The sequence below is a fragment of the Desulfovibrio biadhensis genome (genome assembly GCF_055388615.1).
The window spans coordinates 1,418,056-1,441,896 of sequence record NZ_AP042477.1 but is presented as its reverse complement, the minus strand read 5'-3'; the positions used below and the strand labels follow the sequence as shown (position 1 = coordinate 1,441,896).

Sequence of the window (23,841 nt, the reverse complement as noted above, 5' to 3'; positions counted from 1 at the left end):
CTTAGGGGGGTGTGTGGTATTGAACTAATTCATATCAATAGCGAATCACTCTGCTGCCTTTTCCGGTAAATGTGGTTTGATACGGAAAAACATGCAGTAGAAGATGGGCACCAGCACCAGGGTCAGGAATGTAGCCACAAACAGACCGCCCATGATCGTTGCGGCCATGGAGGCGTACAAGGGGTCTGTGATGAGCGGCGCCATACCCAGAATGGTGGTGCCGGCCGCCATGACAACCGGACGCAGGCGGCTGACGCCCGAATCGAGCACCGCGGCATACGGGTGTTTGCCCTCCTGCCTGTCCAGTTCGATCTGGTCGATGAGCACGATGGCGTTCTTGATCATCATGCCTGACAGGCCCAGGAAGCCGAGAATGGACATGAATCCAAAGGCAAGTTGCGTTGCGACCAGGGCGCCTGTCACGCCGATGACGGCCAGCGGCAGCGTGAGGAAGATGATCAAGGGGCGCCTGATGGAGTTGAACAGCCAGACAACCACCAGGAACATGCCCAGCAGGCAGACGGGGAAGGTTTTTGCTATTCCGCCGCGTGCCGTGCTGGAGTCCTCGAACTCGCCGCCCCATTCGAATGAATAGCCCACAGGCAGATCGATGGAGGCAAACTTGGGCGCCAGGGCAAGACGCAGGTCTTCCGCGGTTCCGTTTGTGGGGTTGCACTGGACGCTTATGCTCCGTTGCCGGTCACGCCTGATGATGAGCGGATGCTCCCAGACAGTTTCCATGCCAGAGACCACCTGTCTGATGGGCAGGTAGTTCTGCGTCCCGGAACTCCACACCTGTACGTCTCCCAGATTGTTCACGGAGACGCGCTCCGACTCGGGCGCTCTGGAAATGATGGGCAGCAGGTCATCGCCTTCGCGATGCACGCCCACAGTGATGCCGGTGAAGTTCCATTGCAGGGCCTGGGCCAGGTCGGAACGCGTCACGCCCGCCCGTCTCGCCTGACTCTCGGAAAAGACCGGGCGTATGACCCGGGTCTCCTGCCGCCAGTCTGTGCGTATATCCCGGGCATCCGGCTCTGAACGCACCATCTCCAGGGCCTGCTGGGAAAGCTTTTCCAGCACCTTTACATCCGGTCCGCGAAAACGCCCTTCAACCTTCAGGGAAACGGCCGGCCCATTGGGCACCTTGGTGCTGTAGGGCTCGGAATCCGGGTAGTTCTCGCTCAGATAGCGTTCTATCTTTTTACTGAGATCGCCGATGTGGTGGTAATCATCCACCTCCACAAGCAATTGGCCAAAACTGGTGTTGGGCAGCTCCACCACATAGGAGAGCATGAAGCGCATGGCCGTGCTCCCCACCACCGTGGTGACGTTCTCCACACCATCCATTTCTCTTACGTGTTTTTGAATCTCCACCAGGTCGGCCGTGGTTTCATCGATATGCGTGCCCTGCGGCTTCCAGTAGTTCACGTAGAACAACCGCTTGGTGGAATCCATGAAAAAGCCTTTGGGCACGTATTTGAAACCGAAGATGGCCAGTCCCAGCGTCAGCACCACAGCAGGCACCACCAGCCAGCGCAGGCGAATGGAGAGATGCAAAAGTGACCTGTAAATCCGAAACATGGGGCGATGGTACGGATCGGCGCCTTCTTTCAGCTTTGGCACCTTCAAGAACCATACGCAGAACAAGGGGGTGATGGTCACGGCCAGCAGCCAGCTAATAAGCAGGGACAAGGCCATGACGTAAAACATGGAGCGGCAGAACTCGCCCACATTGCCAGGGGCAAAGCCAATGGCGGTGAAGGCCAGAATGGCCACAATGGTTGCGCCAAAAAGCGGCCATTGGGTATCGCGCACAACGCTGATGGCGGCGCTTTCACGGTCCTCGCCCCGTTGCACGCGCACGAGAACCCCCTCCGCCACAACAATGGCGTTATCCACCAGCATGCCTAGCGCCAAAATCAAAGCGCCCAGCGAAACCTTTTGCAGGTCTATGCCGAACACCAGCATGGAAAAGAATGTCGCCAGAATGGTCAGCAACAGCACCGCGCCGATGAGCAGGCCGCTCTGCCACCCCATGAAGAGCATCAGCAGCACCACAACAATGGCGACAGCCTCCACCAGGTTGGTCATGAAGATGTTGACGGCCTCGGTGACCTCGTCACTCTGGTAGTAGATGCTGTGCAGCTCCATACCAACGGGGCGGTTGGCGTCCAGGTCCGCCAGCCGCTTCTTGACCACCTCGCCCATGGTCACGACGTTACCCCCCGCCACGGTGGAAATGCCAAAGCCTATGGCGGGCTTGCCGTTATACAACATGAGATCGCCGGGCGGGTCTTCATACCCCTTGCGCACGGTGGCGACATCCGACAGATGAATCTGGGATTCCGTGTTGCCTATCAACAGGTTGGCAATGTCGGAAGCGTCTGCAAACTCCCCGCTTGGTGAAATGCGGATATACTCACCATCCACATCCACCTTGCCGCTGGAAACAACCGCGTTATGCGCCTGGAGAATCTGCTGTATCTGCCCAGGCGATATGCCGAATTTTGCAAGCCGCGCTCGCTCCATCTCCACCCAGACAACCTGTTGCCGCACGCCCCACAAATCTATGCGCGCGACACCGTCGCACAGCAAAAGATCGTTCTTGAGGGAGTCGGCGTAATCTTCCAACTCGGCGTAGGAGTAGCCTTCACCCGTCAAGGCAAAGAACACGCCGTACACGTCGCCGAAATCGTCCTGCACCACGGAAGGCCCGGCGCCGGGAGGCAACCCGCCTTGGGCGTCATTCACCTTGCGCCTGAGCTCGTCCCAGATTTGCGGCAACTCCCAGGACTTGAAGCTGTCCTTGATGTCCACATACACATAGGACGCGCCAGCCATGGACGTGGAGCGGATCTCCTTGACCTGCCCCAGGGCCTGGATGGCTTCTTCCACCACGTCTGTAACTTCCTGCTCCACCTCCAGGGGCGAGGCGCCAGGGTATTGGGTTATGATCAGGGCCGTCTTGATGGTGAAGGTGGGGTCTTCGAGCTTGCCCAGACGCTCGTAAGACATGACGCCTGCAATGCCGAGCACCAGCAGCAGGACCACCATCACGGTGCGATTTTTAAGAGCGAATCGTGCCGGATTCATAATACTTGATAGTCCTGGTTACTTAGTTGCTGCTTTTCACCAAGGGACGCAGCAGCATACCCTTGGTGATGAAATCCATGCCGCCTGTGACCACCAACTCGCCTTCATCCAAGCCGGCAAGGACCTGAACCATGTCGCTCAAAGACGGACCGTCAGGGCTTGCCAGGGTGATGCTGCGAGGAGACGCGGTGGATGTCTTCGGATCAAAAACCCACACGGAGGAACCTTCGCCCTTGCCGGCAATAACCGCTGTCGCGGGTATGACCAGCATGGCGTTACTCCCGCTGCGGGGGGACCACTTCACCTCTGCAGTCATGCCTGGCAGGATTTTCACGCCTTCAGGCGTGGGCATGGTGAAGGTCAGCAGATAGGTTCTGGTCACTGGGTCTGCGGTGGCGCTCCATTCCTTCATATGCGCCTTGAATACGCGCCCCGGCAAAGGGCTGAAGGTCACATCGACCACGGTATCATCCGACATATTAAAGTAGGGCATCTCGGTCTCGGGCACATTCACGTTGATCTCAATATCCGAGATATTGTGCATTTCCAGCACCACCTGCCCTGCCTGCACCTGCTCGTGGTTTTCCACTTCCTGGGATGTGACAATGCCATCAAAGGGTGCAATGAGCTCGGTATCGGCCAGTTGGTGACGCGCCACTTGCAACTGCGCTTCAAGCCTTTTGACTTCCGCGTCCGAACTGGCAAGAGCGGTTCTTGCCGTGTCATAGTCAGACTTGGAAACAACCTGCTTTTTCCAAAGCGGCATTATGCGCTTGTATTCCAGTTCCTGATTTTCCCGCGAGGATTTGGCGCCCTGCAACTGGGCTTCCAGAATGGTGATGCTGTCCTTGAAATCCCTGGGGTCGATGCGCATCATGACATCACCCTTTTTCACCTGGGTGCCCGGCGCCACATTCACCTCGACCAGCGGACCACCAACGCGAAACGCCAGTTTGGCCTGGGCGCTTGATTGCGTGGTGCCCGGATAACTGCGGTTCTGCTCGGTATCCACCATTTCCACAGCCCGCACCGTAATGGGGCGGGGCCTTGCCGGCTCCGCCTTGGCGTTTTCTTCAGCGCCTGTAGGGGCAGCCTGACTATCCACACTTCCATCCGTTGCCCCGGCAAGGCTGTGGGAAAAATCCCACGCCCAGAAACCGGCGCCAGCCACCGCTACAATGGCCAGTAAAACAATTATGACACGTATCTTTTTCATTCCTTGCTCTCCCCGTCCTGCTAACAATCCACCCGATTACCCTGGGCGTCTATGCCCAGAAGCGAAAACATCTGGGGGACGATCATTTTTTCCAGTTTATTGAGATATTCCGTTGAAAATTCTTCGCGGCCCAAGCTGTGTAGTATCGGATAATCATAGGTGCTGTGCATCAGAATGGGCGCAAACAAGAAAACGACATGCAACACGAGATCCTCAAGCTGCAAATCTGGCTTTATGGCCTGCAGCACTTCATAAATAACGAGTGTTGAAGGGTATATGTACTCGTCATTCACGTAATCCCTGTGCGGCGAATTGTATTGCAAAACCTGGTAAACAGCCCGTGTATACCATTTGGGCTTGCTGGGATCGATGATAAGCTCAACATGAAACCGCACTATGGCCCGCACGGCTTCTGCCTGCACTTGCGGGTCATCCAATTTATCCAGATACGGTTCAAGCAATTGTTTGAGACGCTCTGGACTCTTGTCATCCATCACCCTGCGCACCACTTCGTTAAAGAGCTTATCTTTACCTCCAAAGTGGTAGTGAATGCCACTGACATTCACGCCCGCGCGTTCGGCTATGCGTCTGGTGGAAACATTGCCAAACCCCAATTCGGCCGCCAACTGCCCGGCAGCGTCCAGCAGGGCCTCGCAAGTCTGCTCACTTGTTGCGTATTTTGCCATGGTTACCCCATTTCAACGTTTACTTACTCGCATATCTTGCTGCATGCGCATGTGGGGATTTAAACATTTGACCTAATTTGGTCAAGTGTATTAATTTGAATTTTTCATTTTTTTGCGACACCGCTATTTTCTTGCCTTGCCCATGCTCCGCGTGCATAAGCACGAACATACCCATTCAAATGAGGATTGCATGATGAAAACCAGTCTGCTCATGCCACTGATGCTTGCATTGCTGCTGTCGTTCATGGTTGCCCCCCCTATTGGGGCGCAAGAGGAAAAGGAGTCTTTGACTCCCCAGCTCATTGACAAACCCCGCTTTTTGCAAAGTGGGGTTTGTTTTTATGAACCGATTTCTTTTCAGGCCGCTGCCAGCTGGGATGTTGGCTCGATCGGCCCCAATCGAACGAGACAGAGAGACTGAGGAAGAAAGTACAGGCATTTGGGCTGCAAATATTTGTATGACAGCCCCAAAGGGGCCAGCAGCAAGGCCATTTTCTTCATGTTTTGACATGTGGCGGAAAGCAGGCTTTGAACCTGGACCTTAGCCAGGCCGCAGAACCGAGCATAGCGATGCCCGTGCAGTTGTTTGGCGTCGGCAAAGCTGCGCTCTACGGTCTCTTTCCGGCGAGCATAGATTCTTTTTCCGAATTCCGTGAGCCGGTGCGCATCCACCGTATCCACGTATTCCCGCCACACATGGCGTGTCACTGTTTTCTTGCAATTCCGGTTTGTTGTGCACTCTTTCAGTAACGGACAGCGGCGGCAAACCTTTGGTAACGAGTCATAGAGACGATATCCTTCGCGGTTGGTGGTGGAGTAGTGAAGCTCCTGGCCTTCGGGGCAAAGATAGCAGTCCTTGTCCGGCAGGTATTCAAAGGCGCGTTTGGGGAGCATCCCTTTGCGACGAGTGGGACGACGATAGCCAATGACACCATAAATATGCTTTTCTTCCAGCGTCTTGCAAATGTGTGAGGTGAAATATCCTGCATCGAGGCCGACGTGCTTCACAGCAAAGCCGAAGCGGTTGATTTGTCGGTCCAGCCGATCGAGATAGGGCATGCTGTCATGCACCGAGGCCGGAGTTACGTAACTGTCGGTGATAATGTTGTGTCGGCTGTCCACAGTGCGATGATCCAAGTAAAAGAAGCCCTTAGGCTTGCCCTCGCGTACCATGTACCCGCTGTCCGGATCGGTTGTGCTCTGCTTGATCCGCTTGGACCCCGCTTCGCGGTTGTCCTGCTTCAGCGGTTTCTTTCCATGCCTGCGCCTGTCTTCCTCCACGGCGTCTTCAAGTTCGCCCAAGTATGACTTCGTGCTTTGGGCAACGAGCTTTTCCGTAAATTTATGCTTGTTGGCGTTGGCTTTCAGGTGGGTGGAATCGGTGTAAAGCGTGTGTCCGCCGACAAGCCTCTTTTTCATGGCCTGGAACACTATACCGTCAAAAATGTCCTGGGCAACGCTGGTGTCGTTAAATCTGCGCCGCCGGTTTTGGCTGATGGTGCTGGCATCGGGCACTTTGTCCTGCAATCCCAGGCCAAGGAACCAGCGATAGGCAACATTGACCTGGATTTCCTTGACAAGCTGACGCTCGCTGCGGATGCCAAACAGATAGCCGATGAATAGCATTTTGAAGAGCACCACCGGTTCAATGGCCGGACGGCCATTGCCCTCGCAATACAAATCCTTGGTGAGCTCATGAATAAAGGAGAAATCAATAACCTTGGCAATTTTGCGAAGCAGATGATTCATGGGGACAAGTTCGTTGATCGAAACAAACTCCATTTTCACCTGCTGATTTTTGGGCGGCTTTAGCATGAAGATAGTATAAGAAAACCCTCGCCGATTGGCGAGGATTTGTCAGCATTCTGAGGAGTCTTTGACTCCCTTCAATGATAGCGGCACAGGGCTTTGGGGATATAAGAATGCCGCCGGTGATGTGGTCATCCCAGCGCAATTCGCAGTGGTCGGGATTTTTGTGCAACCGGAAGCGATGATCGCCCCTGTGCTATTCGCTCATGGGGATAATGGCTTTGTGTGGATCGACCTCCAAGGCGACAAATTGCCTTACAAGCCTTTTCTCTTCGACAATTGGCCGGACATGTTCAGTGAAGGCTTTTCACGCTATGTGGCGGCGCCTGTCGACGCAGAGCCAGATGCTGGGGGCGAGAAGTACGGCTTCATCAATACCAAGGGCGAGCCTGCCATACCCGCGCAATTCGACTTTGTGCTGCCCTTTGAAAACGGACGGGCCGCATTCTGCCAGGGGTGCACCCGCGTCTACTACGGGGAGCACTGGAGCATGGAGGGAGGCACATGGGGGTGCATTGACACGTCTGGTAAAGTGCTCTCAAAGAATGGCAAAGAAGGGAAAAGCGCCTGCTCCGAATAAGCGATCATTCCATTGAATTTGAAGAGTGGCCGGAGAAAATGGCCGTATCTTCGGGAAGGTCAACCACATCCCTCTCCAGAACGACTTCGGGGCCGCCCTTCTTTTTGGGGTGCAGGGAATAGATGCGCTTGGCGTACATGGCAAACAGATCAACAGGGTGATGGCTGATCACAAAAACCTGCAGGTCCAGAGCCCGGGCAATGCGCGCTATCAGCTTCATGAACACGGGCACCAGTTCTGGTTTCAGCCAGCAGTCCTGCTCATCCAGCACCAGAAAAGGGCGGTGGTTCGCCGGGTCCAGCCGTGAAAGCGCAATTAGCCTGAGCCCCACGGACAGGATATTGCAGACGGAACCGCCCTGTCCGACCAATATGTCTTCCTCTCCTTCCGGACTGAGCACGGAAAGATTCACGTGCAACCTGTTGCTTTTGATTTCCCGGTTGCTGACAACGGTGCGCTCCTGCCCCAGAATCTCGCGGAGCGCATGGGTCAGGTTGGACTCCACGTCGTTCAGTATCTCGCCGAAAAGCGACGTGGTAAGCTCCTCCAAAAGCTCTTTTGCACGGGGAGCCACTTCCAGGAAGTCTTCGGCCTCCTCCATATCCTGCCTGGCGCTGCCATGGGCGGCTATACGCTCTTCAGCCAGCCCCTGCAGCCTGTCCATGCGACGGGTGATGGCTGCCAACTCACGCTCGAGTTCAGCCGTTCCTGGCAGGGTGACACCTTCTTCCATCATCATTGCCGCTCGCCCTGCTCCACCGAGGCCAGGCCTGCATTGATTTCCTGAATGTGGCGGCGGTAATCAGCCACCAGTCGGGCATTTTCCGCGCGTTTTTCCTCCAGCAGCTTTTCCAGGGCTTCAGGGTCAGACGTGCCGTATTCTTCGCGGGCCTGAGCCTCCAAATCCTCAAGTTGCCGCTGCAGGTTCAACAGATTTTCCTCAGTACGGAATTTCTGCTCCCTGAGACGCTCATATTCCTGCTTCAATCTGGCCAGTTCCTGTTCCAGGGCCTGGTCCTGCTCAGTGCTTGTTCTCTGCGCCACTTACAACCTCCTCGTATAATTTCCAGACAAGCCGCTCTTCAGCGCTCGATTCTGGATCATGCGTATCTTTCAGATTCTGTCCCAAAAATTGCTTCAGCCCGAGTCCTTCCTTGGTCCGACGCCAGGCAAGGCGCTCCAGTCCTTGGACGAACAGGGATTCGCTCTCGACCTGCCCCGCGTTATCTTCCGGCAATGCCTGATCCGGAAACACTTCCTCAAAGGGGCGGATCGGCACTTGCCAAAGCTCCAACTCGCCCTTTTCCAGACACTCTGGCGTCCACACAGCCGCTACAGGCTTGCGCTCCTTACTGTACCGCGTGAATTGCATACGCACCAGGCCGCCTGGATTGACCCAGTGGGTATTCCCCTTCACCTGCATCGGCTGGGGGCGATGGATATGTCCGTTGACCATCCAGTCCACGCCGGGCACTTCCCGGATGCGCAGCGGTTTGTCCTCAAAATCAGGGAATCCTATGTTGTGGTGCGTGATCCAGAGCACTTCGTCCTTGTCACCCTTTTCATATCGCTCCGGCAAGGGGCTGAAATCGGGAGAAGCGCCCACCAGCAGGCGGCGGCCATGCGCCTGAAGCAGGAATTGCGGCCCTGGGGTGGAAATGACCTCCAGAACCCCGGCGACTTCAAGCACTGCCATGGAAACATCCGGAGTGTAGCGCGCCTGGTATTTGTCGTGGTTGCCCACCAGGCACCAGGGCTTCAGGTGCTTGCGCCCATGCTCGCCAAACAGTTCGATGAGCCGGACCAAAACCTGGTTGGAGTTCTCTCGCGGCCAGTGAAACAGATCGCCCAGTATCACCACCTGCAGATTCCGCCGCACGGCTTCTTCCAGTATGGCAGTGAGCTTTTCAAGAATATGTTCGAGATAGCCCTCCATCCGTTGCCCGGGAGGCGTAGCCGTCACATGAGGATCAGCAGGCAGTATCAAGCCGTCGGCATGGATGACAGGCAGCGTGGCGGACGCAGCGGAAAATACCTTCTCAGCCATGAAAATGCCCCTTTTCCAAAAATCGCTGGGCATCCAGAGGCGCGCCACACGTCGGACAGTCACCCATTTCCTTAAGCCGCACCTCCAGCCTGTGGCGGCAGGCCTGCAAAGCCTGCTCCTGCCTGGTTGCCTGCGCGCGCAGTGCTTCCAGCCGCGCCCCCATGGTCTTCAAATCTTTCACGCGTTGCTCAAGGGGCTTCGGGTTATGCAGTTCCGGGGGCGCTGCAACGGCGGTGAGCACATCCCCTCCCTTTTGCATTGCAGCAACCTTTTTATCCAGCCCACGCAGTTTGCCTATGGCCTGTTCCAAGGGATAAATACTAAATAATTCCGGTGCTGCTTTAAGTTTTACAAGACTCGTTGCAGCGTGCTGCGCATTCCGAATACCCTGCTGCAACTCGTTTCTGTGCTCCAGCAACCTGGCCATGGATGCGGTTGCTGTCAGCGATGGTGCTTCATGAAGGGGGGCAAGCTCTTTTTGGCGTTTGTTCCACGCCTCCTGCTGGATGCGCCCCCTACGTAAACGCGCAAGCAATGTGGCCAGGCGGGCTGTGGGATACAGCGCAGGCACAGCTTGTAAAGGCGCCAGCGCCTGCTCCCGCTTGCGGGTGAGCACTACGTTCTGAAAAAGGCCGCGTATCTCGCCGGCCATGCGGGCCAAAGCCGCAACAGGCAGCAATTCCCGGGGTGTGGTAAGTGTATCCAGAACCTGTGTTGAACGCCCCAGCGCCAGTAACCTGGATTTGAGCGTGCGCATGGTTTGGATACGTGTGTTGAGCTGCGGCATGCCTGCCTGAAGTGTGGCAATCTCTTCAAGCACTACTTCAGCTTTTTGTCTGGACATTTCAAGGGCGGGCAATGGCGCCAGAGCGTCCAGCCCTGCTTCAATAGCGGCGAGTCTGCGCTTGTTTTCATCGCGCGTGCGGCGGGCGCTTTGGGCTTTGTCTTTAAGCGCATCCTGCATGGCCAGCAAATGCGCCCCTTCTGTGGATGCGGCGAAAAACTGCGCAAAGGCCGACCCGGGCTCATTCAGCAAGAAGATGGGTTCCCGTTGATTCCCCAGGTGCACGTCAATCTTTCGGTTGCTTTCCTCCAGGTGCACCAGGTTCATGCGCAACAGGGCCTGTACGTCTTCCGGAACCTTGCCCCCCGTCTTGGCGTAGACCTCGGGCTCAACGGCGTCAGGAGCCCAGATTTCATAACGGGGGTGGGTCTTGGTACGCACCCAAACAACCCGGTAGCCTTCCTCCAGGTGCACTTCCACCCTGGCTTCCTTGGCGCCATGACGAATATGGTGCTTTGGCGCTGGATTTTCGGCCACGCAGCGTAGCGCCTCGACAACCGCGGATTTCCCCGTGTTGTTTGGCCCGGTGAGCACTGTAAGGCCGGCAGTCAAATCAAAGACCGCATGCTCATGCGCCATGAAATTGTGCAGCACTATTCGTGTGATCATCTATATTCGAGGTTGGTTATCTACATTTAGAGGGTGTCGCCTTATCAGGCATTGCACGCCAAAAACGGGCAAAAGGCAAGGGCCTCCTGTGTGAGGGCGCACTCTTGACCGGCTCCTGCATAAAGCACGAGGGGCGGCAGCAACTGCATACCCGGCCCCCCTCCTTTCCTTGCTTCCACCAGCACCAGTTTGGCGGGTTGGTCGGCCTTGCCGTGGACAGGGAGCACGCGCTTGACCGCGAAACCGCCCTCTTCAAGCACTGCACAGGCCTGGCTCAGCCGCTCCGCCAGGTAGACGATGCAAAAGCGCCCTTTGGTTGTTAGCACCCTGCGCGCCGCCACGGCGAACTCCGGCAGGCCGGCGCCTGTTTCAAAACGGGCGGTCAGCCTGTTCGCATCCGGTGGCGTTCTGCCGCTTTGCTGCGCCCTGAAAGGAGGGTTGGAAAGCACCAGGTCCATGGAATGATCCGGTGCAAGAAGCTTCCATGCAGCATCAGGAGCGGCCAGGTCCACACGCCCGGTTGTGTACTGATCCTCTACTCCCAACAGTCGGGCGTTCTCTTCCGCCGCTGTGAGCATTGCGACATCCTGATCCACGCCCAGCACCCGGCCGGCAATGCCTGCCTGCTGCGTGCGTATGAGCAAGAGCGCCAGACCCGCCACACCGCACCCCGCGCCGAGATCCAGGGCATTCTGCCATTTGCTCTGGGCTGCGAAGGCAGCAAGTAATAATGGGTCCATGGAAAAACGGCAGCCTTTTGCCGGCTGCACGAGCCCCCGGGGAAAGTACTCACGGGCGTCTATTATTGCTGCAGAGGGAGATTCACTGGTCATAGGCGGCAATGATTAAATGATTTCCGCACCACTCAGAATGGAGATGAAGCGTTTGAACACATCCATATCCAGCCCCCTGCCCAATTCATCGCGTATTCTGCACAAGGCTTCGTAAGGTTTCATCCCCTTGGCGTAAGGGCGGTCGGAAGTCATGGCGTCGTATACATCCGCAATGGCGACAGCACGCACATTCAAGGGAAGGGCATCCCCCTTCAACCCCCCAGGATACCCTTTGCCATCCAGGCGTTCATGGTGAAAGAGAATGCAATTCATGGCATCACCCGTAAGGGGCAGATGGGTGCAAAGCGAGACCCCTTGCAGGGGGTGTGTGTTGATCACTTCCCGCTCATCGGCATTCAGGCGGCTCGGTTTGTTGAGAATGCGCTTGGGTACTCGCGTCTTTCCCAGATCATGGAGAATGGCGCCCAGGCCGCTTTGCACCAGCGGCTCTCCCTCCATGCCATAGGAGGCAAGCACGGCAGTGGTGTAGACCATGACCTGCACGCAGTGGCTGTAGGTCATGTAGTCGTGCGAGATAAACGCGGCCATGGTCTTCAGCGCGTTGTCCAGCGAAAGAAACTTTACTGAGTCACGCACAAGGCTGAGCACTCGGTTGAATTGCTCTTCCTGCAGTGCGGGCGGCAGACACTCCTCAAAAGTATTCTTGATTATGCCGACGCTGGCGGAATAAAGCACGGCGGCCCGCTCATGGCGGGAAACCTGCTCATCCTGCAGCAAAGTGCCCAAATGCTTTTCAAGATATTCAAAATAACGTCCCTTTTGTGAGGACTTTATGTATACTTCGTTAACTCCATTTTCCCGCAATGTTTTACGGTGTTTGAAGGTAAGTTGTTCACCTTCCTTGGCGTAAAGGACATACTCTCCCTGCTGCTTAAGATAAAGACTGAACCTGCCCTGTGTGCCGGGGAACAGCATCATCGGCGATATCTCTTCAAAAACGCCTATCTGTTGTTGCGTAACGTCATCCATTCTTGTACCTCGAACCTCCTGGGCGTGATATATTCCCCCCGTGCAGGTAGTGCTTTACACAAAAAAACCTGCAACCTTCAATCACCCACCTAGATGTAAAAATAATTGTGTCAATTGTTTTCATTTACCATTATTTTATAGTACCAATTGAAAAAAGCGACCATCCGTCAAGTAGAAGACTTTTTGAGACCGCAAATACGCAACAAAAAGAGATCATGGTAAAGCTACACATTGACGACCTGGAAGTTGGCATGCGGCTCGGTTGTGACCTTAAGGGGGCAAATGGACGCTTTCTGTTGCCCAAAGGGGTCGAAATTGAAGAAAAGCATTTGCGCATCCTCAAAATCTGGGGTGTGAACGAAATCGACATTGAGGGCGAGATCGAAGGAGAAGGTGCGTCCAAGGCCAATTTCAGTCCTGCCATTTTAGAACGCAGCAAGGAATTGGTCGATGACCTTTTCGCCCTTAGCAATACCGAGTTTCCGCCTGTTATAGAACTCCAGCGCCTATCCCTGAACAAAACCGCCCAACGGCTCAGCCAGGGGTGTCCTTCACCTCTTGAGACCCAGACCGTCCAAGAAACGCCCCTTGTCCCTGTGGAAGAAGAACCAGAGCAATTTGCAGGTCCTGAAGACCTGGCAGGGGCGGAAGTCGAGCTTGCTAGTTTTCCTGACATTTATTTCCAGATTGCTGATGTTCTGAACAGCCCCAGCAGCACCGCTTCCCACGTGGCAGACGTGGTCAGCAAGGACGCTGCGCTTTCAGCCAAATTGTTACGATTGGTGAACAGCCCTTTTTACGGATTTCCTTCCAAAGTTGATTCCATTACCCGCGCTGTGGCGCTGGTGGGCAGCAAAGAGCTTTCCATGCTCGCTCTGGGTGTTTCCGTTGTTGAATATTTCGAGGATGTTCCCCCCGAATTGATGGACATGCGCAATTTTTGGATGCACTCGATAGCCTGTGGCGTGTTTGCCCACATTCTGGCCAGCCATATGGCCGGGCTTTCTGAAGAACGATTTTTTCTTGGCGGCCTCATCCATGACATAGGGCGGTTGGTCATTCTCAAAAATGCGCCCCGTTGCGCCGCCATCACCCTTAATATTGCACGCAGCAAACCGTGTCTGCTGTTCGAAGCCGAACAGGAAGTTATCGGTTTTGACCATTCCGCCGTAGCAAGCAATCTGATGCGTCTTTGGCAGTTTCCAGAATCACTGGAAGAAATGGTAACCTACCACCATTCCCCGGGGCAGTCTCCCCATATTGTCGATGCTGCAGTTGTGCACTGCGCCGACATTATGGCACGGTCCCTCTGGACAGGATACAAGGGACTCTTTTATGTTCCTCCTTTAAATCAGCAGGCATGGGAGGCCTTGGAACTCAGCCCTGGCGTGCTCTCTTCCGTCATGAGCCAGGGGGAACATCTCATCCAGGACATTTTTAACACATTCCTGGGTGAGCACTGATAGCGGGCTAGGAAAGTTCATGGACGACAAGGAACGCATACATAGACTTGAAGAAGAGGTTGCCTATCTGCGGCGGGAGAAAAACGTCGCTGTAAGCGCCTTGGAAACCGCTGCGACACTCGGGCACTTCCACACCAGCCTGAGCAATGTTACCAGCGTTCTGCCGTTGCTTGAAGAAACAGCAGAAAAGGTCCGTTCCTTGATCCGCTTCAAAAGCGTTGCCATTCTTTTGGTCAATGAAGCTGACTCGGACTTTTATCTTGCCTACGCAGATCCGCCTGAAAGCGCCGCGTTTTTCGAGAAACAAGCAGAAGCGTTGATCCAGGACGCCACGTTTTCCTGGGCGCTGCAGCGGGACAAACCTCTCATTGTCTCTTCCCTGGACAAGCAGGAACTGTTGCTGCACAGCATCAGCACCGCCTCCAGAACCAGGGGCATGCTGTTTGGCATACTGGACCAGGAAAAGAAATATATCCTGGATACATCCTACGCCCTTTTGTCCATTATTCTGCTTTCCAGCGCAGCCGTATTGGAAAGCCATCAGCTATATCATTATATCAACGGCATAAACCAGGAACTCAAGGATCACGTGGCCAAATTGGCCGAGTCCGAGTGCAAACTCCTGGAGCACCGCAACCAGCTTGAAGACGAAGTAGCTGAACGCACCCAGGACCTGACCCATGCCAATGACAATCTACTGTGTGAAATACGCCAGCGCAAACGAGCCCAAAGCGAACTTATACACGAACGTGACTTCATCTCCGCCATTCTGGAAACCGCCGGCGCCCTGGTGGTGGTCCTGGATACCAATGGCAACATTGTTCGCTTCAACAGCGCATGCGAGAACACATCAGGGTACCTGACCCACGAAGTGCTTGGCCATAAGATATGGGACCTGTTTTCTCCCCCGGAAGAACGCGAAACCCTTAAAAATACCTTTGCCTCTCTGCTTGCAGGCAAGTTTCCCAACTATCATGAAGATTGCTGGATAAGCCGCAGCGGTTCGCACCGTCACATTTCCTGGAACAATTCAGTGATCCTGGACAGTGATGGCCAGGTGGAATTTGTCATCGGCACCGGCATAGACATCACAGAAAAGAAAAGCGCCGAAGCGGCCCTGCGTGACAGCGAAGCACGGTTCCGCGCTGTGTTCATGATGGCCGGCATAGGTATTGTGCTGCATGACGTGGAGGGGCACTTCCTGGATTGCAACCCTGTTTTCCTGGATATGCTCGGCTACTCGAGAAGAGAACTGTTCGCACTTTCCATAGGCGACATTTTACACAAGGACGACCTGCCCCATAAACAGGTCGCCAATACGCAGTTGATGGATGGCACCCATGTGAACCTTACCCTTGAAAAACGATACGTACGCAAGGACGGTTCCATCCGGCTGGGCAAAACAACCATGACGCTGGTGCGCAACCAGCAGCGGCAGCCGCTGTATTTTGTGGACATGGTGGAAGACGTGACCACAACACGTATGACCCAGGACGCCCTGCGCCAGGCAGAGCAGACCTACCGTAATATTTTCGATAATTCTGTCGAGGGCATGTACATTTCCAACCCGCATGGCAAGCTGCTCAAAGCCAACCCTGCCCTGGCCAGAATGTTGGGATTCGACGACCCAAAATCGCTGCTGGAAAGCGAACTGAGTCTGCTTGAAACGGTATCAGTTGATGATGAAAGCCGCGTAAGCTTTATCCAGGCGTTGCAGACCCAGGGCGAAGCGCTCAACTATGAAATGCAGTTTCGCCGCAGAGACGGGCGCAAGATATGGGTTTCCATAAGCGCGTGGACCTCGGTCAATGCCTCTGGCGACATGGAGCGGGTCGAAGGACTTATAGAGGATGTCACCGAGCGGAAGATTTCCGAATTTCGTCTCAAGCACAAGGCCACCATGGACGGCCTCACCGGCGTACCCAACCGCTACCTGTACCTCGAGCGTTTCGAGCAGATCCTTGGCCACGCAGAACGCAACAACAAGCAGTTCGCCATTTTGTATTTGGACTTGGACAACTTCAAGATCGTCAACGACCGCCACGGGCACCACGTGGGCGACTTGCTGCTCAGCGAAGCCGCCCAACGCTTGCAGGCCCGGGTTCGCGCATCTGACATTCTGGCGCGTATAGGGGGCGACGAGTTCGCGCTGCTGCTCAACGACATCCGTAGCACCATGGACGCGGAAAAAGTGGCCCAAGCCCTGGTAGGGGCGTTGGTGAAACCCTATTTTCCGGAAGGCATTAAGTGCCATGTGGGCGTGAGTATCGGCATCAGCCTGTACCCCCAGGATGGCAACACGGCCGATTCACTGCTGCATAACGCTGACGCCGCAATGTACATGGCCAAAGACAAAGGGGGTAACGGCTACTGCTTCTATTCCGAGGTCTGCGGCAAGGTCTTCAATGACGTCTCCGACGACCGCTAGCCCGCTTAGCCGTCACTGGTTACAGGGCAAAAATCGCGGCCTGCACCAACCCCACCATAAATCCCAGCACACCACCCACCAGTTCTATGAAGCGAAACTCCTGACGCATGATGGCGAACAGGATGGATTCAAGCTTGTCCATGGAAAACGCTTCCACCTTCTCGCGCACCATTTCCTTGAAATCCAGTTTGGATTCCAACTCGCGGGAGGCTTCCTCCACCACGCGGGGGATGAGGGATTCCAGCTCACTGCCGAGCATATCCTTGATCTTTTCAGCCATCTCGTCATTGAGGAACATGCCGATCATGGGGTGCAGCGTCACCAGCCGCTCCCGCACAAGTGAATCCGCATAATCACCAGACATGGTCCTTACCTTGTCCAGAAAGGCCTTGTCCTGCAGCACCCCCACAACATCTTCATGGGAGATGAGTTCGCCTTGCACCATCTCGCCCAGATTGCGCGCCAAGGCCTTCTGCCGCTTGGGAAAAATGCCCTGCATGGTGTAGAAAAGTATCTTCACCGGTTTCCTGGGGTGAAACAGCATCTTCACCGCCAGATAGTTCGTGAGCCAGCCGATGAGCGCACAAATGACAGGCGCCAGGGCCAATTTCAAATGAAATGCATCCATGATTTCCTTTCCAATAAGCAACGTGGTTAACTGATCAACACGGCCCAAAAGCGCTCGACCGTTCATCTTCACCTATGTGCGGCGGCTTTAATCCTTCCAATTCCACCACTTGAGTTTCTCATCCAGAGCATCGTCTGCATGGTCCTGCTTTGCAGCATAATACACGGCGCAGCGGAACACATAGAGCATGCAACGATCAACCCGCCCCCCTTGCAGGGCGCAAAGATTTGCATACATCGCCTGCGGATCCTCCCCCGCCAGCTGGTCGACAGCAGTGTAACCCAGGTCCAACAAATCCTGCGCCACCTGCTTGCCCACTCCAGGGATGCGTTGTAACTCCTTAGACGCGGCGTTCATGGCTCCTCCTTGCGACGGCACACACTGATAATGCACGGATAACGGCTTGGCAATACACAATGAAGTCCCCACGCATACCAAAGGCGTCATGCTGGCCGGCACACACAGCGGGTGCGGCAAGACAACAGTCAGCCTAGCGCTGATGGCCGCCTGCGCCCGCCGCGGCATGCAGGTGCAACCTTTCAAGGTGGGGCCTGACTTCATAGACCCCGGACTCCATGCCGCCGCCTCGGGCAGAACCAGCCACAATCTTGACGGCTGGATGCTGGGGCGCGATTGCAACCGTACACTTTTTCAGCGCCATGCCCACGGGTGCGACATTGCCATAGTCGAAGGCGTCATGGGTCTTTTCGATGGCGCAAGCGGCGTCGATGAAACAGGTTCCAGCGCAGAAATGGCCAAATGGCTCGGTCTCCCCGTGCTGCTCGTGGTGGACGCCCGCTCCATGGCGCGCTCTGCCGCCGCACTTGTGCACGGGTTCGCCACCTTTGATCCCGCCCTGCATTTGGCCGGCGTGATTTTCAACCGCGTAGGCTCCCCCCGACACAGGGAGCTGCTGGAAGAAGCCATGCACGCTACAGGCGTACCCATCGCCGGTTTTCTGGAGCGCGAACCCGATGTGGAACTCCCCAGCCGCCACCTTGGGCTGCATACCGCAGCGGATGGCGTGCTCCATACCCAGCGTGTTAACGCCCTGGCTGACTGGGTGGAAAAAGGAGTGCCCTTGCCGGATATGGTGGAGTCGCTGCCGCAGATCACCACCACTGCTTTTTCCGCGCAATCCCATCAGGAAGCACCGCCATACACCATCCGCCTGGGAGTGGCAAAAGATCGGGCTTTTTGCTTCTATTATCCGGAAAATTTTCGCCTGCTCCAGGAGCTGGGCGCTGAACTCGTTTTCTTTTCTCCGCTGGAAGACAGTACCCTGCCCCAACATTTGGACGGGCTCTATTTTGGCGGCGGCTACCCGGAACTCTACGCCAGGGAGCTCTCACAAAACACTTCCATGCGTCAGGCGGTGCAGGCCTTTGGATTTGCTGGAAAACCAGTATACGGGGAGTGTGGCGGCTTCATGTATCTCATGGCAAAACTGGAGGCCAAGGACGCACCCCCCCCCTGGCCCATGGTCGGGCTTTTTGACATGGACTGCCGCATGGAGCCCCGGCTGCGCTCCCTGGGATATAGGGAAGTGGAAATAAGTGCGCCCACACTTTTTGGCCCGCCTTTGACCACAATCAAAGGGCATGAATTTCATTACTCATTCATATCAAGGCCTGACGCGACAGCCACAAAAGTATATACTGTTTTGGACAGACGCGGCCGGCCTGCAGAAGCCGGTGGCTACATGAAAGGAAACGTGCTCGGTTCATACGTACACATGCACTTCGGCAGCAACCCAAAAGCCGCTGCGGCGTTCCTTGCCGCATGTGCGGACAGTAAGACCCCCTAGCCAATTCACTCCCTGGAGAAACTATATGACCAGCGACCTGCCCACCCCTTTGCCTCCGGAAGCCATTGAGCCCCGCTCATTTGCCATTATTGACGCAGAAGCGCCACAGCCGCGTCCGTTTTCTGGCCACGCCTGGGAGATTGCCCGGCGGCTGGTGCACACAAGCGCAGATTTTGGTCTTTTGGACGTATTGCGCTTCACCCCAGATGCCGTGGAAGCAGGCATCAAGGCATTGCAACAGGGGTGCATCATCCTGACGGATACGCAGATGGCGCGCATGGGCATGCCCGAGCGCAGACTGCGCCCCCTGGGATGTAGCGCCGTCTGTCTGATCAACGATCCGGTTACCGCAGAATTGGCGGCAACCAAGGGCTGCACGCGCACGGCAGCCGCTGTTGATGTGGCTGTAGACGGGCAGTCGGACGCACTGCCCCATGGAGTCGGGGGGGCCATTGTCGCCATTGGCAACGCGCCCACCGCACTCATACGCCTGCTTGATCGTATAGATCAGGGCGCCACGCCCCCGGCGCTTATCATCGGCATGCCCGTGGGGTTTGTGCTGGCTTCTGAAGCCAAACTCTGCCTGCTGGAGCGCCCCCATTTGCAGTCCATCAGTTTGCAAGGGCGTAAAGGCGGTTCGGCGCTTGCCGCCGCGACCATCAATGCCCTGGCGGAAATAGCCGCGCGGTAGCTTCCTTTCCAGTCCACTGCAATGAAAAAGGGGGAAGCTCCGAAAAGTTTCCCCCAATAAATCAAGGCTGCCGCCTGTGCGTTATCACAGCGGTTTTTCGAAAATCCGCCAGGTTTTGTATTTATGCACGTTGTACGCCCTGAGGGAGCGGATGAAGTAACGGTGGTCCTCCATTATCAGAGAGCAATCGCAGCAATCCGCTGTCTTGTATTTGAGCAGGTCGAGATAGGTGGAAATGATCATGGCGTCGTGCAAACGCCGGCGTTGATAGCCTTCACGCACCCCCATGAGGATGGTGCGCAGCTTTTTAAGCGACCCCCAGCGCCCCTCGAGATATACCTTGAGCATCTGGTAAAGGTTCAAGTTGCCGTTGAAGGTTTGCAGAGTGGGGTTGATGTCCGGAATAGTGACCATAAAGGCTACAAGTTCGTCTCCATCCAGAAAAAACCGCACAAGCTCGGGTCTGAACAGGGGCTTCAGCTCCTTCAAGTTGTCCTCGAACTGTTTACGGGTAAACGGAACATGCCCCCAGTTCTTGCCCCATACGTGGTTGAAAAGCTCCAGCACTTCCTCTGCACGGTCAAACATGCTCTTGAAGTCGGGCTTGACCATTTGCAGGCCTTTGGCGTCTTCCGCCAGAATCTTGTCTAGCTTTTCGCGCCACTGCTCCACAGGGGGGTTACGATCCTGTGAGCGCAGGGCAAACCAGTCCGTGGCCTTATCAAGGCCCCAGTTTTCCAAGAGGTCTTTATAAAATGGCGGATTATGCGTTTGCAGCAGGGCTGGCAAACTGTCGAAACCGTCCACCAGAACGCCGACTTCGTCATATATGCCGAAGGACATGGGGCCACGGATGATGGACCGCCCTCGTTCGCGTAGCCAGGCCGCTGCCGTATCCAAAAGGGCGTTGGCCACTTCCTGATCGTTTATACATTCAAAAAAGCCGAAAAACCCTGCGTTGTCATCGTGGTATTTGTCGTGAGCATGGCTTATGTGGGCGCTGAGACGTCCTGCTGGTTCGCCATTTTTGCTGGCCAAAAAGTACTGTACTTCGCCGATCTCGAAAAAAGGGCCCTTTCTCGGATTCAGGAAATCAAGCTGCAATTTAAGGGTAGGCGGCACCCAGCAAGGGTCGTCTTTTTGAATCCGCCACGGCAGACGCACAAAGGCGTCCATCTCGGGGGTGCCGAAGGATATGGGCTCGACGCTGACGCTGTTATTTCCTGACATATATCTTCCTGTGTTCGTACACTAATATTTTGGTTTCCTCGGGCAGCCGCATGCTCGCGCATGGAGCGCACCTTTTCATAAGCCCTTTGTCCTGCAAGGTCAAAACGCCTGCCGACACCTGGGCCGGCACCCGGGGCGGCACCTGGGGTGGAGCCTGTGGCGGCAATATTAAAGACTGGCATCTCCAAAGTTGCTCCAACATGAAGTGCATGATAATTTATCTATAGCGACTGCAATTCCGACTACTATAAATCACTGGAGCAAATGCGTGATGCAGGACAGACGCTTTTCCTTCGTGTCCATGAACCTACCGGCAGACACATTCATGGTCGTCTCCTTCAGCGGCGCCGAGGAGATTTCCAAGCCGTACCTCTTTGATATTTTGCTGGTTTCCTCAAAAAACGACCTGGATATGGAAGACGTTATCGAAGGCATGGCCCGCCTTGTCTTCCTGCACAAGGACATGGACCTGCGTTACCAGGGCATCGTTGTTCGTTTTGAGCAACTGCAGAGTACTGGGGGGTACGTTTTCTACAAGGCCCAGCTTGCACCGCGGCTCTGGGCTCTGGGCATGACCAGCCACAACCAGGTTTTCCTGGAAAAGAGCATTCCCGAGATTCTCGCCTCAGTGCTCCAGGATTCCGGCATTCTCACCAGTCAGGATTTTGAATTTCGCCTGACCCAGAACTACCTCCCGCGAGAATACGTCTGCCAGTACAACGAATCGCACTTTGATTTCTTTTCACGCTGGTGCGAGCGCGAAGGCTTCTACTACTTTTTCGAACAGGGAGATCGCGGTGAAAAGTTGATCGTCACCGATTCGCTCATTTCGCATACAACGCTGCCTGGCCAACCCACCCTGCGTTATCTGCAAGGGGGGGGCATGGAGTTCACACAGCGTGAAGTGGCGGCATCCCGTTTCGTGTGCGAGCAGAACCTCGTGCCTCAGTCCGTTAAACTCAGGGATTACAACTACCGCCTCCCTACTGTTGACCTGGACAGTGGCGAGGCGAATGTCTCCCCATCCGGCATGGGCAAGGTCTACATGTATGGGGACAACCTGAAGAGCACGGACGAGGCCAAGCGCATAGCAAAGGTCCGTGCCGAGGAAGCGAGAAGCAGGCAAAAGCGCTTCAAGGGCAAAAGTTCGGCTCCTTTTGTCCGCACGGGCTATACCTTTTCCCTCAGCAATCATTTCACCCAGGCGCATAATGCAACCTATCTGGCAGTCCGCGTGGAGCATGAAGGCGACCAGACCGCTTTCCTCATGTCCGGGTTGGGCCCCGTGCTTTCAGAAAGAGAAGCCAATAACTACTACCGTAATGAATTCACTGCCATCCCTGCCGATGCCCAATACCGGCCGCCTCGCTTGACCCCGCGCCCACGCTTCAATGGCACCATCAGCGCCACTGTAGATGCTCAGGGAGAAGGCAAATACGCCCAGCTGGACGACAAGGGGCGCTATAAAATCAAGCTGCCCTTTGACCTTTCCGGTAAGCCCGACGGCAACGCATCGCACTGGATTCGCATGGCCGAACCCTATGGCGGCGCCGACCACGGCATGCACTTCCCCTTGCTAAAAGGCACTGAAATCATGCTCAGTTTTGTGGAGGGAGACCCTGACCGTCCTGTCATTACAGGGGCGGTTTCCAACTTTGAAAAACCCTCCATCGTCAAAGACGCCAACAACCCGGTCAATGCCATTAAAAGCGCCCGCGGCAACATGCTGCTGATGGGCGACCGCGAGGGACAGGAATTCGTGGGGCTTTTCTCGCCCTTCCACGAAAGCGGCATCATGGTGGGCAAGTCCAAGCAAAGCGGCGGCAGCATAAGCCAAGCAACCAAAGGCGAGTACGAGGAATATACCGTGGGCGCCAAAAGTGAGGCGACACTGGGCGTAAAGAATGAACTGACCGCCGGATTGACAAATGAAGTATTCATCGGCGTAAAAAGTGAACTCACCGGAGCCATGACGTACAGCGCCACAGCCGCCTCCAAAATTGAATACGTAAGGGGGCCTGCCATAGACCTCGGCGAAGAGTCTACGGACTTGAAAGACGACATTGACCAGACAGGGATCAACTCTCTCACACTTGCTGGCGGAATAAACGAGCAAATGGAAAATCTTGTGAGTCAGGCAAGAAGAGCCCTCAATCTTGGCATTGGCGGTTGCCTGACAGCCGGGGCAGGCGCCGTGGTGACTCAGGGTGTATATTATCCCGAAGGTATCTTGCGCGATGCAGATGTTAATTGGGGCGGCCTTGGCATCGCCATGGATGTCATCGGCGCGGGCATGGCTATTGCCGGCGGGGCAAAAGTCAAAAGTTTTGTCAAAAAATTCGAAGAACTATCAAGTAAGGCCAAAACTTCCGAGATCAAACTGGCCCGCAGTGGCATCGCCATGAAAGTCAATAACGTTGTCAAAGATGACGCCACCTTCACGGCGGAAGTGGACGAACTGGGACCAGACTCCCCAGAAGCCAACAAATCCGTAGTACAGATTACGGCAAAAGGAGAAAAAATAAAACTCGTCAACAAAGAAAAAGCGACCATCCAGCTTGAGGACGGCAACGCCATCACAATCGCCATAGGCACTCCCGACCCCGATATTTCCATCACGCTTTTCGAGGACGGTATCGTACTCTTCAAGAAGAACAGCGCCCAAATCTCCATGGATAATAATGGAGTAAAGCTTGAGAGCCTGCAGGCGGGCAACCCCGGGAAAGCAACTCTTACCAATGGGGAAGCCAAACTGGAATGCGGCAACGACGCCATTGCCGTCACACCCAATGGCATAAAACTGAATTTCATGGGTGGCCAACTCCATGCCGGCACACTTGCCATTAACGAAGCCGGCATCATCCAGCTAGGCTGAGACAACCGC

At 55.3% G+C, this 23,841-nt stretch carries 19 protein-coding genes; 6 read left to right on the top strand and 13 right to left on the bottom strand.

Going from position 1 to position 23,841, the window contains the following annotated elements:
- Positions 1–45: 45 nt before the first annotated feature.
- The 4 genes from ACZ5EH_RS06290 to ACZ5EH_RS06275 all read right to left on the bottom strand — a co-directional run bounded on the left by ACZ5EH_RS06290 (position 46) and on the right by ACZ5EH_RS06275 (position 6,813).
- On the bottom strand, positions 46–3,096 hold the full coding sequence (locus tag ACZ5EH_RS06290) for an efflux RND transporter permease subunit (protein WP_464277276.1): 3,051 nt from the start codon (positions 3,094–3,096) through the stop codon (positions 46–48).
- Positions 3,097–3,118: 22 nt separating this feature from the next.
- Positions 3,119–4,312: an efflux RND transporter periplasmic adaptor subunit gene (locus ACZ5EH_RS06285; RefSeq protein ID WP_464277275.1), complete on the bottom strand. Its 1,194-nt coding sequence runs from the start codon at positions 4,310–4,312 to the stop codon at positions 3,119–3,121.
- A 20-nt stretch (positions 4,313–4,332) separates the two neighbouring features.
- Positions 4,333–4,998 carry a TetR/AcrR family transcriptional regulator gene (locus ACZ5EH_RS06280; RefSeq protein WP_464277274.1) on the bottom strand — a complete coding sequence of 222 codons (666 nt, stop codon included), beginning with the start codon at positions 4,996–4,998 and terminating at the stop codon, positions 4,333–4,335.
- Between the two features lie 357 nt (positions 4,999–5,355).
- Complete coding sequence (locus ACZ5EH_RS06275) at positions 5,356–6,813, bottom strand: IS1182 family transposase (protein ID WP_464274022.1); 1,458 nt, start codon at positions 6,811–6,813, stop codon at positions 5,356–5,358.
- Between the two features lie 61 nt (positions 6,814–6,874).
- On the opposite strand from ACZ5EH_RS06275, the gene ACZ5EH_RS06270 reads away from it, so the two are divergent.
- Positions 6,875–7,387 (top strand): WG repeat-containing protein, encoded by a 513-nt coding sequence (locus ACZ5EH_RS06270; protein ID WP_464277273.1) that lies wholly within the window; start codon positions 6,875–6,877, stop codon positions 7,385–7,387.
- 4 nt (positions 7,388–7,391) lie between these two features.
- On the opposite strand, the gene ACZ5EH_RS06265 is transcribed toward ACZ5EH_RS06270, so the two are convergent.
- The 6 genes from ACZ5EH_RS06265 to ACZ5EH_RS06240 are packed head-to-tail and all read right to left on the bottom strand — an operon-like array spanning position 7,392 to position 12,710.
- Positions 7,392–8,126, bottom strand: coding sequence for a P-loop NTPase family protein (locus ACZ5EH_RS06265; RefSeq protein ID WP_464277272.1), 735 nt, complete (start codon positions 8,124–8,126; stop codon positions 7,392–7,394).
- The gene (locus tag ACZ5EH_RS06260) at positions 8,123–8,431 is read right to left on the bottom strand and encodes a hypothetical protein (RefSeq protein ID WP_464277271.1); all 309 of its coding nucleotides are present in this window, start codon (positions 8,429–8,431) and stop codon (positions 8,123–8,125) included. Before ACZ5EH_RS06260 ends, ACZ5EH_RS06265 begins: the two co-directional genes overlap by 4 nt.
- Entirely contained in the window at positions 8,409–9,434 is a 1,026-nt protein-coding gene (locus ACZ5EH_RS06255) for a metallophosphoesterase family protein (RefSeq protein ID WP_464277270.1), read from the bottom strand. The genes ACZ5EH_RS06260 and ACZ5EH_RS06255 overlap by 23 nt, the downstream gene beginning before the upstream one ends.
- Entirely contained in the window at positions 9,427–10,887 is a 1,461-nt protein-coding gene (locus ACZ5EH_RS06250) for an AAA family ATPase (RefSeq protein WP_464277269.1), read from the bottom strand. Before ACZ5EH_RS06250 ends, ACZ5EH_RS06255 begins: the two co-directional genes overlap by 8 nt.
- A 44-nt stretch (positions 10,888–10,931) precedes the next feature.
- Positions 10,932–11,720 carry a tRNA1(Val) (adenine(37)-N6)-methyltransferase gene (locus tag ACZ5EH_RS06245; RefSeq protein WP_464277268.1) on the bottom strand — a complete coding sequence of 263 codons (789 nt, stop codon included), beginning with the start codon at positions 11,718–11,720 and terminating at the stop codon, positions 10,932–10,934.
- A gap of 12 nt (positions 11,721–11,732) precedes the next feature.
- The gene (locus tag ACZ5EH_RS06240) at positions 11,733–12,710 is read right to left on the bottom strand and encodes an HD-GYP domain-containing protein (RefSeq protein WP_464277267.1); all 978 of its coding nucleotides are present in this window, start codon (positions 12,708–12,710) and stop codon (positions 11,733–11,735) included.
- 215 nt (positions 12,711–12,925) lie between these two features.
- Here ACZ5EH_RS06240 and ACZ5EH_RS06235 point away from each other — a divergent pair, with 215 nt between their 5' ends.
- Together ACZ5EH_RS06235 and ACZ5EH_RS06230 are read left to right on the top strand one after the other, a co-directional pair.
- Positions 12,926–14,173, top strand: a complete 1,248-nt coding sequence (locus ACZ5EH_RS06235) for an HDOD domain-containing protein (RefSeq protein WP_464277266.1) — start codon at positions 12,926–12,928, stop codon at positions 14,171–14,173.
- A gap of 19 nt (positions 14,174–14,192) precedes the next feature.
- Positions 14,193–16,601: a sensor domain-containing protein gene (locus tag ACZ5EH_RS06230; protein ID WP_464277265.1), complete on the top strand. Its 2,409-nt coding sequence runs from the start codon at positions 14,193–14,195 to the stop codon at positions 16,599–16,601.
- A 19-nt stretch (positions 16,602–16,620) separates the two neighbouring features.
- Here ACZ5EH_RS06230 and ACZ5EH_RS06225 read toward each other — a convergent pair whose 3' ends face one another.
- Positions 16,621–17,229, bottom strand: a complete 609-nt coding sequence (locus tag ACZ5EH_RS06225) for a DUF445 domain-containing protein (protein WP_464277264.1) — start codon at positions 17,227–17,229, stop codon at positions 16,621–16,623.
- Positions 17,230–17,316: 87 nt separating this feature from the next.
- Positions 17,317–17,586: a helix-hairpin-helix domain-containing protein gene (locus tag ACZ5EH_RS06220; RefSeq protein WP_464277263.1), complete on the bottom strand. Its 270-nt coding sequence runs from the start codon at positions 17,584–17,586 to the stop codon at positions 17,317–17,319.
- Positions 17,587–17,632: 46 nt separating this feature from the next.
- Here ACZ5EH_RS06220 and ACZ5EH_RS06215 point away from each other — a divergent pair, with 46 nt between their 5' ends.
- Together ACZ5EH_RS06215 and ACZ5EH_RS06210 are read left to right on the top strand one after the other, a co-directional pair.
- Positions 17,633–19,036, top strand: coding sequence for a cobyrinate a,c-diamide synthase (locus ACZ5EH_RS06215; RefSeq protein WP_464277262.1), 1,404 nt, complete (start codon positions 17,633–17,635; stop codon positions 19,034–19,036).
- 25 nt (positions 19,037–19,061) lie between these two features.
- Entirely contained in the window at positions 19,062–19,727 is a 666-nt protein-coding gene (locus ACZ5EH_RS06210; protein ID WP_464277261.1) for a precorrin-8X methylmutase, read from the top strand.
- A gap of 84 nt (positions 19,728–19,811) precedes the next feature.
- Here ACZ5EH_RS06210 and ACZ5EH_RS06205 read toward each other — a convergent pair whose 3' ends face one another.
- Entirely contained in the window at positions 19,812–20,957 is a 1,146-nt protein-coding gene (locus ACZ5EH_RS06205) for a hypothetical protein (RefSeq protein ID WP_464277260.1), read from the bottom strand.
- Between the two features lie 271 nt (positions 20,958–21,228).
- Here ACZ5EH_RS06205 and ACZ5EH_RS06200 point away from each other — a divergent pair, with 271 nt between their 5' ends.
- Positions 21,229–23,832 (top strand): type VI secretion system Vgr family protein, encoded by a 2,604-nt coding sequence (locus ACZ5EH_RS06200; RefSeq protein ID WP_464278270.1) that lies wholly within the window; start codon positions 21,229–21,231, stop codon positions 23,830–23,832.
- Positions 23,833–23,841: the final 9 nt, after the last annotated feature.